At 54.9% G+C, this 12,624-nt stretch carries 11 protein-coding genes; 8 read left to right on the forward strand and 3 right to left on the reverse strand.

The features are described from left to right. The first annotated feature begins 11 nt into the window (after positions 1 to 11). From recO to acpS, 3 genes are read left to right on the forward strand one after another with little or no spacing between them, the layout of a single operon-like run. Entirely contained in the window at positions 12 to 722 is a 711-nt protein-coding gene (gene recO / locus WHR59_RS06125; protein ID WP_043017220.1) for a DNA repair protein RecO, read from the forward strand. A gap of 15 nt (positions 723 to 737) precedes the next feature. Continuing rightward, on the forward strand, positions 738 to 1,469 hold the full coding sequence (gene pdxJ, locus WHR59_RS06130; protein ID WP_043017219.1) for a pyridoxine 5'-phosphate synthase: 732 nt from the start codon (positions 738 to 740) through the stop codon (positions 1,467 to 1,469). Continuing rightward, entirely contained in the window at positions 1,469 to 1,849 is a 381-nt protein-coding gene (gene acpS, locus WHR59_RS06135; RefSeq protein WP_003037588.1) for a holo-ACP synthase, read from the forward strand. Before pdxJ ends, acpS begins: the two co-directional genes overlap by 1 nt. 29 nt (positions 1,850 to 1,878) lie before the next feature. On the opposite strand, the gene WHR59_RS06140 is transcribed toward acpS, so the two are convergent. Further along, positions 1,879 to 2,139 carry a YfhL family 4Fe-4S dicluster ferredoxin gene (locus WHR59_RS06140; protein WP_003037590.1) on the reverse strand — a complete coding sequence of 87 codons (261 nt, stop codon included), beginning with the start codon at positions 2,137 to 2,139 and terminating at the stop codon, positions 1,879 to 1,881. Positions 2,140 to 2,194: 55 nt separating this feature from the next. Continuing rightward, positions 2,195 to 3,043, reverse strand: a complete 849-nt coding sequence (locus WHR59_RS06145; RefSeq protein ID WP_338843731.1) for a MurR/RpiR family transcriptional regulator — start codon at positions 3,041 to 3,043, stop codon at positions 2,195 to 2,197. A 116-nt stretch (positions 3,044 to 3,159) separates the two neighbouring features. Between WHR59_RS06145 and murQ the strand changes: the two genes are divergently transcribed. The 4 genes from murQ to tadA all read left to right on the forward strand — a co-directional run bounded on the left by murQ (position 3,160) and on the right by tadA (position 6,633). After that, positions 3,160 to 4,053 (forward strand): N-acetylmuramic acid 6-phosphate etherase, encoded by an 894-nt coding sequence (murQ, locus tag WHR59_RS06150; protein WP_087050929.1) that lies wholly within the window; start codon positions 3,160 to 3,162, stop codon positions 4,051 to 4,053. Between the two features lie 9 nt (positions 4,054 to 4,062). Further along, positions 4,063 to 5,427, forward strand: a complete 1,365-nt coding sequence (locus WHR59_RS06155) for a PTS transporter subunit EIIC (RefSeq protein ID WP_087052425.1) — start codon at positions 4,063 to 4,065, stop codon at positions 5,425 to 5,427. Between the two features lie 3 nt (positions 5,428 to 5,430). After that, positions 5,431 to 6,066, forward strand: a complete 636-nt coding sequence (gene yfhb, locus WHR59_RS06160) for a phosphatidylglycerophosphatase C (RefSeq protein WP_080626226.1) — start codon at positions 5,431 to 5,433, stop codon at positions 6,064 to 6,066. Between the two features lie 102 nt (positions 6,067 to 6,168). Next, on the forward strand, positions 6,169 to 6,633 hold the full coding sequence (gene tadA, locus WHR59_RS06165; protein WP_231130610.1) for a tRNA adenosine(34) deaminase TadA: 465 nt from the start codon (positions 6,169 to 6,171) through the stop codon (positions 6,631 to 6,633). 49 nt (positions 6,634 to 6,682) lie between these two features. Here tadA and mltF read toward each other — a convergent pair whose 3' ends face one another. Further along, positions 6,683 to 8,233 (reverse strand): membrane-bound lytic murein transglycosylase MltF, encoded by a 1,551-nt coding sequence (gene mltF, locus WHR59_RS06170; RefSeq protein WP_043017214.1) that lies wholly within the window; start codon positions 8,231 to 8,233, stop codon positions 6,683 to 6,685. A gap of 256 nt (positions 8,234 to 8,489) precedes the next feature. Between mltF and purL the strand changes: the two genes are divergently transcribed. Next, the gene (gene purL / locus WHR59_RS06175; protein WP_047409474.1) at positions 8,490 to 12,377 is read left to right on the forward strand and encodes a phosphoribosylformylglycinamidine synthase; all 3,888 of its coding nucleotides are present in this window, start codon (positions 8,490 to 8,492) and stop codon (positions 12,375 to 12,377) included. Positions 12,378 to 12,624 lie beyond the last annotated feature (247 nt).

Below are 12,624 nucleotides of genomic sequence, written 5' to 3' on the forward strand. Positions count from 1 at the left end.
GAATAACCCCGATGGAGGGCTGGCAACGCGCTTTTGTCCTGCACAGCCGCCCGTGGAGCGAAACCAGTCTCGTGCTGGACGTCTTCACGGAAGAGTCGGGCCGCGTGCGCCTTGTGGCTAAAGGCGCACGTTCCAAACGTTCCAATCTCAAAGGCGCACTCCAGCCCTTTACTCCCTTATTGCTTCGCTTTGGTGGACGTGGCGAGGTCAAAACCTTGCGCAGCGCCGAAGCCGTTTCTCTGGCACTCCCTCTTAGCGGTATCACGCTGTACAGCGGTTTGTATATCAACGAGCTTATTTCTCGCGTTCTTGAGTACGAGACCCGCTTTTCTGAACTCTTTTTCGATTACCTGAACTGTATTCAGGCGCTGGCTGGCGCGACCGGTTCGCCAGAACCTGCGTTACGTCGCTTTGAGCTGGCCTTGCTTGGGCATCTGGGCTACGGCGTTGATTTTACCCACTGTGCGGGTAGCGGCGAGCCGGTAGACGACACCATGACCTATCGCTACCGGGAAGAAAAAGGGTTTATTGCAAGCGTCGTAATTGATAACTCCACCTTTACCGGACGCCATCTGAAAGCACTTGAATCGCGAGAATTTCCGGATGCTGATACGTTGCGCGCCGCGAAACGCTTTACCCGTATGGCGTTAAAGCCGTATCTTGGTGGTAAGCCCCTAAAGAGCCGTGAATTATTCCGGCAGTTTATGCCGAAGCGAAAATAAAATACGAGGATTGTCATGTCCGAATTACTGTTAGGCGTCAACATTGACCACATTGCCACTTTACGTAATGCACGCGGTACCGCATACCCGGATCCGGTTCAGGCAGCGTTTATCGTTGAACAGGCGGGCGCAGACGGTATTACCGTACATCTGCGTGAAGACCGTCGCCATATCACCGACCGTGACGTGCGTATTCTGCGCCAGACGCTGGATACGCGCATGAATCTGGAAATGGCGGTCACCGAAGAGATGCTGGCGATTGCCGTTGAGACTAAGCCGCATTTTTGCTGCCTGGTGCCGGAAAAGCGTCAGGAAGTTACCACTGAAGGTGGTCTGGACGTCGCCGGTCAGCGCGACAAGATGCGCGATGCCTGCCAACGCCTGGCGGACGCAGGTATTCTGGTTTCGCTGTTTATCGACGCCGATGAAGAGCAGATTAAGGCCGCTGCGGAAGTGGGCGCGCCATTTATTGAAATTCACACTGGCTGTTACGCCGATGCGAAAACCGATGCGGAACAGGCCAGTGAACTGGCGCGTATCGCCAAAGCGGCGACTTTTGCGGCCAGCCTTGGCCTGAAGGTGAATGCGGGTCATGGCCTGACGTATCACAACGTTAAAGCCATCGCCCGGATCCCGGAAATGCACGAGCTGAACATTGGCCATGCCATTATCGGGCGCGCAGTGATGAGCGGCCTGAAAGATGCCGTAGTAGAAATGAAACGCCTGATGCTGGAAGCGCGTGGTTAATGGCGATTCTGGGATTAGGTACGGATATCGTGGAGATTGCCCGCATTGAAGCGGTGATCTCCCGTTCCGGCGACCGTCTGGCAAGACGCGTGCTCAGCGACAACGAATGGGCAATCTGGGAGACGCATCAGCAGCCGGTGCGTTTTCTGGCGAAGCGTTTTGCGGTCAAAGAGGCGGCAGCAAAAGCCTTCGGGACGGGTATTCGCAACGGTCTGGCGTTTAATCAGTTTGAGGTCTTTAACGACGAACTCGGTAAGCCGCGTCTGCGGTTATGGGGGGAGGCGTTAAAACTGGCGGAAAAACTCGGCGTCGCACATATGCATGTGACGCTGGCCGATGAGCGTCACTACGCCTGCGCCACGGTGATTATCGAAAGTTAGATACAGGACATTGCCGGATGGCGACGCGGTTATAGTTTATCGGCGTGGTGCATCAGCACAAACTTATCCCACAACTGCTCTTCTGTTTCGACGTGTGCCGGATCTTTCAAAATAGTATTGGGGATCGGGCACACCTTCTGGCAGGTTGGCGTGTCGTAATGGCCTACGCATTCCGTACACTTGTCGCTGTTAATCTCGTAAATGCTGTCACCCATCGAAATCGCCTCATTCGGGCATTCGGGCTCGCACATATCGCAATTGATGCATTTTTTAGTGATTAACAGGGCCATCAGGAAACTCTCAAAACATCACAAATCGGGCGGGCATTATACGCGCATTCTTTGCTCAGACCAGTTTTTTTACCAGTGCTTCGCTGTGGCGAATACGTTCCGGAGCATGTTCCAGATCCTGCTGCACCAGCGCCATAAACAGTAAATCAGTGAGCATCATTTGCGCGTGGGTGGAGGAAATCGCTGCGCTGCGTGTGGCCTGCTCCTCAGCAATCGTATACAGACAATGATTTGCCCGTTGCTGCAGGGCGTTTGGTGTAAATCCAGTGATGGCGAGAATTTTGGCTCCGGTGCGCAATGTTTCGTCCGCAGCCAGGTTGAGCTCGCGCCGCTCTCCGGTATACGAAATGGCCAGCAGTAGATCATTGGGCGAAAGCGCCTGCACCGCTGCCAGCAGGGCGTGCATATCGCGTTCTACCACCGCGTTAAAACCAATCTTCAGCAGCTTCCAGGCAAAATTCTGCGCAACCAGACCCGATGCGCCAATCCCGGTTACGATAATGCGTCGGGCTGAGCGCAGCATCGTGACGCTCTCCATCAGTTTCTCTTCGCTGTTGACGTCCAGCGTCGCATGCATCGCCGCCACATTCTCTTTAATCAGCTTCTCGCCCACCATCCGCATGGGGTCGTCACCGCGAATCTGATTATGCACAGGAATGGAATGGGGATTGGGGTTGCTGGCCAACGCTTCGCTGATCGCCAGTTTCAATGCCGGAAACCCTTTAAAACCCATCTTTTGTGCGAACTTCACCACGCTGGACTGGCTGACGCCCGCTTCAAAAGCCAACTGCTGTGAGCTGAGATGACGCGCGGTATCAGGCTGAGCAAGAAGATAATCCGCAAGTTTTTTATCGCTTTGCGCGAGGTCTGGGTAACGCTGACGAATGCGAATTAAACAGTTCATGCTGTCTCCTGGCGAAAACGTGATGGCGATTACAAAACAAAATTTCACTCGCCTGGATGAATATAATATTCCATTATGACAGATTATTATGAATTAAAAATTCCTAAGGACCAAAAATGAATCTCGGTGCATTAGTTTCAGAAACCCGCAATCCACAGACCATGGATCTGGATGCGCTCTCCACGCTGGAGTTGGTTCATCGTTTTAATCAACAGGATACGCTGGTAGCACAAGCAGTAAAAGCAACTCTGCCTCAAGTTGCGCGCGCGGTCGACGCGGCAGCTGACGCGCTCAAAGCCGGAGGACGCATTATTTACATGGGCGCAGGTACCAGCGGGCGTCTTGGGGTGCTGGACGCGTCTGAATGCCCACCGACCTTTGGCGTCCCGCATGGTCTGGTGGTCGGGCTGATTGCTGGCGGACCGGGCGCGCTGCTGAAGGCGGTAGAAGGCGCAGAAGATAACCCGCAGTTAGGTGAAGACGATCTGCGTGCGCTCAATCTTACCGCACAGGATCTGGTGGTGGGGCTGGCAGCTTCTGGTCGCACGCCGTATGTGATTGGCGGGCTGAAATATGCGCGTTCGGTGGGTTGTACGACGGCGGCGATTTCCTGCAATCCAGATTCCCCTATCGCGCATGAAGCGGATATTGCCATTTCTCCGGTAGTGGGGCCTGAGGCGTTGACCGGATCAACGCGACTGAAATCTGGTACCGCGCAAAAGCTGGTGCTCAATATGATCTCCACCGGTGCGATGGTGAAATTTGGCAAGGTATACCAGAACCTGATGGTGGATATGCAGGCTACCAACGTCAAGCTGGTCGATCGGGCATGTCGCATGGTGGTTGAAGCCACCGGCATCGCGCGTGAACAGGCGCAGGCGCTGCTAAAGCAGACCGATTTTGATGTTAAGCCGGCTATTTTAATGGCGCTCACCGGCCTTGATGCCGCCGCCGCCCGCGAAAAACTTGCCGCTCACCAGGGTTTTTTACGCGCGGCGTTAGAACACTAAGAGGTGTATATGGATAAGACGGCGGTGCTGGCCAGCGACATTCTGCTGGGCGTTGGCGGAGAAAAGAATATTCTGCGCCTGGAAAACTGTATGACCCGCGTCAGAGTGGAAGTTCAGGATGACGGACAGATTGATATCCCTCGCCTCAGGCAACTGCCCGGTGTTAGCGGTTACGTGAAGCAGGGCGCACAGCACCAGATTATCGTCGGTCCCGGTAAAGCCGCCAAAGTGGTGGATGCTATGCGTTCCCTGATTGCCGATGGCGGCGAGCGAGCAGACGCCAATGATATCGAGCGCACGAAGTCAGAGGCCAAAGCGAAGTACAAAGCACCCATGAGCGATGCGCTGCGCAAGCTGGCGAACGTCTTTATCCCTCTTATTCCGGCGTTTATCGCCTCCGGTTTGATTACCGGCATTATTAACATCCTTAAGCGACCGGACATCGTCGGGGATTTTGCTACCCACTATCCGAATATGCTGGGTCTGATGGGCATATTCGGCAGCGCCGTGTTTGCCATCATGAATATTCTGGTTGGGGTGAATACCGCCAAAGTCTTCGGCGGCTCTCTGGCGATGGGTGGGGTGATGGCGGGGATCCTCTCCAGTCCGCAGCTGGCGCAAATTACCCTGTTTGGCGAAGCGCTGCAGCCGGGGCGCGGCGGGGTGATCGCGGTACTACTGGTGGTGGCGCTGATGTGCTGGATCGAACGCAAATTCCGCGTGCTGTTGCCGGAATCGCTGGAGCTGATCCTTAACCCGCTGCTGACTACTATCATTACCGGAATCATCGCGATTGTAGCGCTGCAACCGCTTGGCGGCTGGATTTCTGAATCTATCGCTCACGGTGCATCCTGGGCTATCGATCGCGGCGGATTCCTGGTCGGTGCCGTGCTGGCGGGAACCTTTCTGCCGTTGGTGCTTACCGGGCTTCATCAGGGGTTGGTACCTATCCACGTTGAGCTGGTTCAGGCGCACGGTTATAACGCGCTCTTTCCTATCCTGGCGATGGCGGGGGTTGGGCAAATAGGTGCTGCGATTGCGGTTTTGATGAAAACCCGCAATGCGCGGCTAAAGAAAGTGATCAAAGGGGCGCTGCCGGTCGGACTGCTGGGGATTGGCGAGCCGCTGATTTTTGGTGTCACGCTGCCGTTGGGTAAGCCGTTTATCGGCGCTTGCCTTGGCGGAGCGGTAGGCGGGGCGCTGATTAGCTACTGGAAGGTAGCGACGGTCATCACCTTTGGCATCTCCGGATTACCGCTGGCACTGACGATTGTTGCCGGAAAAGTGATGTTCTATCTGTTAGGCTATCTGGTAGCAGTTATCGCCGGGTTCCTGTTTACCTGGCTATTGGGGTTCAACGATCCAGAGGAATAAGGTTTGACCAATCACCAGCGCCGCGTTGTCTTTTTTGATTTAGATGGCACGTTACACCAGCAGGATATGTTCGGTAGTTTCATTCGTTATCTGCTGCGACGCCAGCCGCTGAATGCGCTACTTGTGCTACCTTTGTTACCGGTGATTGCGCTGGCGTTGTTGATAAAAGGACGCGCCGCGCGCTGGCCAATGAGCCTGCTGCTGTGGGGATGCACATTTGGTCGTAGCGAGGCGCGTCTGAAAGCGCATCAGGCCGAATTTGTGCGCTGGTTTCGTGGTAACGTGACGGCGTTTCCGCTCGTGCAACAGCGGCTGACAACTTACCTGTTAAGCTCTGACGCTGATATCTGGCTTATCACAGGCTCCCCGCAGTCACTGGTCGAGCAGGTTTACTTCGACACGCCGTGGTTACCGCGTGTCAATCTTATAGCCAGCAAAATGGCGCGGGGATACGGCGGGTGGGTGTTGCCTCTGCGCTGCCTGGGCCATGAGAAAGTGACGCAGCTTGAACGCCACATTGGCGCGCCGTTACAGCTATACAGTGGCTACAGCGACAGTAATCAGGACAATCCGCTGCTCTCTTTTTGCCAGCACCGCTGGCGCGTCACGCCGCGCGGAGAACTGCAACAACTCGAATGAAGCCAACGCACATGCAATTTAAAGCATGACGGGTATAATGCGTCCGCTTTTATTAGTGGAGTAACCTCTTTGTCTGAAGTTGAATTTAGTCACGAATACTGGATGCGTCATGCTCTAACGCTGGCTAAGCGCGCCTGGGATGAGCGTGAAGTCCCGGTGGGCGCGGTATTGGTACATAACAACCGTGTGATTGGCGAAGGCTGGAACCGTCCGATTGGTCACCATGATCCGACTGCCCACGCTGAAATTATGGCGCTGCGTCAGGGTGGCCTGGTGCTGCAAAATTACCGACTGTTGGAAGCCACGCTGTACGTCACTCTGGAACCGTGCGTGATGTGTGCAGGTGCGATGGTGCACAGTCGTATTGGTCGGGTCGTTTTTGGCGCGCGCGATGCGAAAACCGGAGCTGCCGGGTCATTAATGGATGTGCTGCATCACCCTGGAATGAATCATCGGGTTGAAGTGACAGAGGGGGTCCTGCGGGATGAATGCGCCACGCTGCTCAGCGATTTCTTCCGCATGCGTCGTCAGGAAATTAAAGCCCTGAAAAAATCCGCCAGTTTGTAAATGTCGCTCTGATTGCCTGATGACGCTGCGCTTATCAGCGCCACCAGGACTACTTATCCTCTTTTTTCTGCGGTGAAAACAGCAGGGAAGGCGAGTGCGACAGGTAGTTTGACGACGTCTGAGATAGAAACGCCGAAAGCGGGAATTCATCTTTACCTAATAGCTCTGCTGGTGTTACAGCCGGGTAATCTTGCGCCAGTTGCTGCGTTTCCAGCGCCTGTTTCTCTTTCTCCTGCAGATACCCCACCAGGCTAATCTGGTATTTACGGATGTTTTCTACATAGGCGTAGGCTTCGTGGCCGCGCGCATAACCATAAGTCAGCTTGTTGTAATACGGCTTTTGGCTGAGCAACGGCAGTCGTTGTTTTACGTCGGACCAGCTATTCGGATTGCCTTTGGTTTTCACCGTCAGCGCCCGTGCATCCAGCATGTGCGCATAACCCATGTTATAGGCTGCGAGCGCAAACCAGATGCGTTCCCCTTCGGGGACAGTATCCGGCACTTTACTCATCATGTCCTGCAAATATCGCGCGCCGCCGCTAATGCTTTGTTCAGCATCTGTACGGTCGGTCAGCCCGAGACTTTGAGCAGTATTTTTGGTCAGCATCATCAGTCCGCGTACGCCGGTTGGGGATGTGGCCTGCGCGTCCCAGTGTGATTCCTGATACGAGATAGCGGCGAGCAGTCGCCAGTCTATCTCTTGCGCATATTTCTCAAACAGCGGCTTAAGGTCTGGCAACACGCTGTCTACGGCGCGCAAAAAGGTGCGGGTATCAACATAGTCAAAATCATCGCCATGCCCGAGATATTTCTCTTCCAGCCGTGCCAGAGAACCGTCTTCATTCATGGTGTTGAAGAAATCCAGCAGGGCGGCAGAAAGCGTATTGTCATCGTCCAGACGACTAAACCAGGTCACCGGCTGTTCGTCAGAGACGTCCAACGCCACGGCCAGCTCAGGGTGTACGCGTTGGTATAAGCTGATGGCGACGGAATCGGCAATGGTGTAATCCAGCTTTCCGGCGATAACATCATCAAGCAGTTCAGTCGTGCCCTTTTTGTCGTCAACCTTCCAGCTCAGCTCGGGGAATTTTTTCTCTTTAAGCAACTGGAGATCGTTAACCACCACGTGCCCCGGGGCGATGGTCAGTTGATTTTCGTTCACGGTGGCAAGCGTGCGTGGGCGGTATTGCCCAACCCGATACACCAACTGTTGTGAAACCGAATAATAGGTCGGGCCGGGCTGATAATTTTTCACCCGTTCGCTGTTATAGACCAGGCCTGCGGCTAACAGATCGGCATTACCGTTATCGAGGTCGTCAAAAAGCTGGCTGATATTCTGGCGCACGGTGACTTTTAACTTCACGCCTAAGTAGTTGGCGAACTCCTGGGCCAGTTCATAATCCAGACCGAATTTTTTGCCGTTGAGGGTCGCGTAAGTTAATGGTGAGTCGATGGTACTAACGCGCAGCTCTCCCCGCGACTGAATGGCGGCGATACGATTTTCGGCTTTACCGAACCAGGGAATTGATGGCCAGAGGGCCGCTGCCAACAACAGCGTTAATATGCCGATGAACAGATAATTAATCTTTAATTTTTTCAATTAGTTAATTCTCTGAACCGTACGTTGTCTCTGCCTGCTGTGGTGTTGATTAAGAAGTGAAGTCGTCATTAATGAGCGGCATTTTGCTTAAACTTGCGTCAGTTGGCAACTTATTCAGAAACCAGACCGCATTTGATGATAAGAGAAGGTCGTGATTTTATTTCGACGCAAACGGTTTCGTCGGCGCGGTAGATTCTTTATAATGACGCCCGTTTCCCCACTTGGGCACACCGAAAGCTTAGAAGACGAGAGACTTATGATGGAAATTCTGCGTGGTTCACCTGCACTGTCTGCATTCCGTATTAACAAACTGCTGGCACGTTTTCAGGCTGCCAACCTCCAGGTCCACAATATTTACGCCGAGTACGTCCATTTTGCCGATCTGAATGCACCGTTGAATGAGGATGAGCACGCTCAGCTTGCACGCCTGCTGAAATATGGTCCTGCTCTGCACAGCCACGCCCCTGAAGGCAAACTGCTGCTGGTTACCCCTCGCCCCGGCACCATCTCCCCGTGGTCTTCTAAAGCGACTGATATTGCCCATAACTGCGGCCTGCAACAGATTAGCCGTCTGGAACGTGGTATTGCCTGGTATGTCGAAGCCTCGACGCTGACAGCTGAGCAATGGCAGATGGTTGCCGATGAACTGCACGACCGCATGATGGAAACGGTTTTTTCTGCATTGAACGATGCCGAAAAACTGTTTGTTCATCATCAGCCTGCGCCGGTTTCCAGCGTTGATTTGCTGGGTGAGGGACGCCAGGCGCTGATCGACGCTAACCTGCGTCTGGGTCTGGCGCTGGCGGAAGACGAAATCGACTATCTGCAGGATGCGTTCACCAAACTGGGGCGCAACCCGAACGACATTGAACTGTACATGTTTGCGCAGGCCAACTCCGAGCACTGTCGCCACAAGATTTTCAACGCCGACTGGATCATCGACGGTAAACAGCAGCCGAAGTCGCTGTTCAAGATGATCAAAAATACATTCGAAACCACGCCGGACCACGTTCTGTCTGCCTATAAAGACAACGCCGCGGTAATGGAAGGTTCCGAAGTGGGCCGCTATTTTGCCGACCACAAAACGGGTCGCTACGATTTCCATCAGGAGCCAGCCCACATCCTTATGAAGGTTGAAACTCACAACCACCCGACGGCTATCTCTCCGTGGCCGGGCGCGGCAACCGGATCCGGCGGTGAAATCCGCGACGAGGGCGCAACGGGTCGCGGTGCAAAACCGAAAGCCGGGCTGGTGGGCTTCTCCGTTTCCAACCTGCGTATTCCTGGCTTTGAACAGCCGTGGGAAGAAGACTTTGGTAAGCCGGACCGTATTGTTACCGCGCTGGATATCATGACCGAAGGGCCACTGGGCGGCGCGGCGTTTAACAACGAGTTTGGTCGCCCGGCGCTGACCGGCTACTTCCGTACCTATGAAGAGAAAGTGAACAGCCACAACGGCGAAGAGCTGCGCGGCTACCATAAACCGATCATGCTGGCGGGCGGGATCGGTAACATCCGCGCCGATCACGTGCAGAAAGGTGAGATCGTCGTTGGCGCTAAGCTTATCGTCCTTGGCGGTCCGGCGATGAACATCGGTCTTGGCGGCGGGGCTGCTTCCTCTATGGCTTCCGGCCAGTCTGATGCCGATCTGGATTTCGCTTCCGTGCAGCGTGACAACCCTGAGATGGAACGTCGTTGCCAGGAAGTTATCGACCGCTGCTGGCAGATGGGCGATGCGAACCCGATCCTGTTTATCCACGACGTGGGCGCGGGCGGCCTGTCTAACGCTATGCCGGAGCTGGTCAGTGATGGCGGTCGTGGCGGTAAGTTCCAACTGCGCGATATTCTTAGCGACGAGCCGGGCATGAGCCCGCTGGAAATCTGGTGCAACGAATCCCAGGAGCGCTACGTGCTGGCGGTTGCCGCCGACCAGTTGCCGCTGTTTGATGAACTGTGTAAGCGTGAGCGCGCGCCGTATGCGGTGATCGGTGAAGCCACCGAAGAACAGCATCTCACGCTCAGCGACAGCCACTTCAACAACCAGCCGATCGACATGCCGCTCGATGTGCTGCTGGGTAAAACGCCGAAGATGACCCGCGATGTGCAGACGCTGAAAGCCAAAGGCGATGCCCTGAATCGTGGCGAAATCTCGATTGCAGATGCGGTTAACCGCGTGCTGCATCTGCCGACTGTTGCAGAGAAAACGTTCCTCGTGACTATCGGCGACCGTACCGTTACCGGCATGGTGGCGCGTGACCAGATGGTTGGTCCGTGGCAGATTCCGGTCGCCAACTGCGCGGTCACTACCGCAAGCCTGGATAGTTATTACGGTGAAGCGATGTCTCTCGGCGAGCGTGCGCCGGTTGCATTACTGGATTTCTCGGCCTCTGCGCGTCTGGCGGTAGGTGAAGCGCTGACCAACATTGCTGCAACGCAGATTGGCGATATCAAACGCATTAAACTTTCGGCTAACTGGATGGCGGCTGCGGGTCATCCTGGTGAAGATGCCGGCCTGTACGAAGCGGTAAAAGCCGTTGGGGAAGAATTATGTCCGGCGCTTGGCCTGACCATTCCGGTGGGCAAAGACTCTATGTCGATGAAAACCCGCTGGCAGCAAGGTAATGAACAGCGTGAAATGACCTCACCACTGTCGCTGGTGATCACCGCCTTTGCCCGCGTGGAAGACGTGCGCCACACTATTACCCCGCAACTCTCTACCGAAGACAATGCCCTGCTGCTGATTGACCTCGGTCTCGGTAATAATGCGCTGGGGGCTACGGCGCTGGCGCAGGTTTACCGTCAACTGGGCGATAAGCCTGCCGATGTGCGTAACGTTGAGCAACTGAAAGGCTTCTACGACGCGATTCAGGCGCTGGTTGCTGCGCGTAAGCTGCTGGCCTACCATGACCGTTCCGACGGTGGGCTGCTGGTGACGCTGGCTGAAATGGCCTTCGCTGGGCACTGCGGTATTGAGGCTGATATCAGCACTCTGGGCGACGATCGTCTGGCGGCGCTGTTTAACGAAGAGCTGGGCGCGGTTATCCAGGTTCGCGCTGCTGAGCGTGAAGCGGTAGAAGCGATTCTGGCTGCTCACGGGCTGGCGGATTGCGTGCACTATCTTGGTCAGGCGGTAACGGGTGATCGTTTCACTCTGAGCGCCAATGGTCAGAATGTGTTCAGCGAAAGCCGCACACAGCTTCGTATGTGGTGGGCGGAAACCACCTGGCAGATGCAGCGTCTGCGCGATAACCCGGAGTGCGCCGATCAGGAACATGACGCTAAAACTAACGATGCCGATCCAGGCCTCAACGTTAAACTGTCGTTTGATATCAACGAAGATGTTGCCGCGCCGTACATCGCCACCGGTGCGCGTCCAAAAGTGGCCGTACTGCGTGAGCAGGGCGTGAACTCCCACGTTGAAATGGCGGCAGCCTTCCACCGTGCGGGCTTTGACGCCATCGATGTGCATATGAGTGACCTGTTGGGCGGACGCATCGGTCTGGGTAACTTCCAGGCGCTGGTAGCCTGCGGCGGTTTCTCTTACGGCGATGTACTCGGCGCAGGGGAAGGTTGGGCGAAATCGATTCTGTTCAATAACCGCGTTCGTGATGAGTTCGAAACCTTCTTCCATCGTCCGCAAACGCTGGCGCTTGGGGTATGTAACGGTTGTCAGATGATGTCTAACCTGCGTGAACTGATCCCGGGAAGCGACCTGTGGCCGCGTTTTGTGCGTAACCATTCCGACCGCTTTGAAGCGCGCTTCAGCCTGGTCGAAGTGACGCAAAGCCCGTCTTTACTGCTTGCCGATATGGTGGGTTCGATGATGCCGATTGCCGTTTCTCACGGTGAAGGTCGTGTGGAAGTGCGTGACGGCGCGCATCTGGCTCAGCTTGAGAGCAAAGGTCTGGTGGCGCTGCGCTACGTTGATAACTTCGGTAAGGTGACCGAGACCTATCCGGCTAACCCGAACGGTTCGCCAAACGGTATTACAGCCGTTACCACAGAAAATGGTCGCGTCACTATTATGATGCCGCACCCGGAACGCGTGTTCCGTACCGTGAGCAACTCCTGGCATCCGGAAAACTGGGGCGAGGACAGCCCGTGGATGCGTATCTTCCGCAACGCGCGTAAACAGCTCGGCTAATTAGTTCAATCGTCATCAAGCCCCTCTCCGTGAGGGGCTTTTTTGTGTTGTAGGCTGGATAAGGCGCTTTTGTTGCCATCCGGCAATAAACTCAGCGCTTACGCCGCAAAAAAGTGTCGGGAAATCCCGACATGGGTGGGGTTGAGCTGTCGCCAAAAAGAGACATTTAATTATTTGATTTAAAATGAATTTGTTTTTAAGTGCTACAGGTGTTGCTGATTGGCGACATAAAGCGTAAAAAACAGCC

The organism is Citrobacter europaeus (assembly GCF_037482245.1).
Classification (GTDB): domain Bacteria; phylum Pseudomonadota; class Gammaproteobacteria; order Enterobacterales; family Enterobacteriaceae; genus Citrobacter; species Citrobacter europaeus.

What these genes read in the sequence shown, in the direction of transcription:
- WHR59_RS06155 (WP_087052425.1), top strand. Translation starts at nt 4,063, where the DNA reads ATGGATAAGACGGCGGTGCTGGCCAGCGACATTCTGCTGGGCGTTGGC.
- WHR59_RS06145 (WP_338843731.1), bottom strand. Translation starts at nt 3,043, where the DNA reads ATGAACTGTTTAATTCGCATTCGTCAGCGTTACCCAGACCTCGCGCAA.
- acpS (WP_003037588.1), top strand. Translation starts at nt 1,469, where the DNA reads ATGGCGATTCTGGGATTAGGTACGGATATCGTGGAGATTGCCCGCATT.
- murQ (WP_087050929.1), top strand. Translation starts at nt 3,160, where the DNA reads ATGAATCTCGGTGCATTAGTTTCAGAAACCCGCAATCCACAGACCATG.
- WHR59_RS06140 (WP_003037590.1), bottom strand. Translation starts at nt 2,139, where the DNA reads ATGGCCCTGTTAATCACTAAAAAATGCATCAATTGCGATATGTGCGAG.
- tadA (WP_231130610.1), top strand. Translation starts at nt 6,169, where the DNA reads ATGCGTCATGCTCTAACGCTGGCTAAGCGCGCCTGGGATGAGCGTGAA.
- pdxJ (WP_043017219.1), top strand. Translation starts at nt 738, where the DNA reads ATGTCCGAATTACTGTTAGGCGTCAACATTGACCACATTGCCACTTTA.
- recO (WP_043017220.1), top strand. Translation starts at nt 12, where the DNA reads ATGGAGGGCTGGCAACGCGCTTTTGTCCTGCACAGCCGCCCGTGGAGC.
- purL (WP_047409474.1), top strand. Translation starts at nt 8,490, where the DNA reads ATGATGGAAATTCTGCGTGGTTCACCTGCACTGTCTGCATTCCGTATT.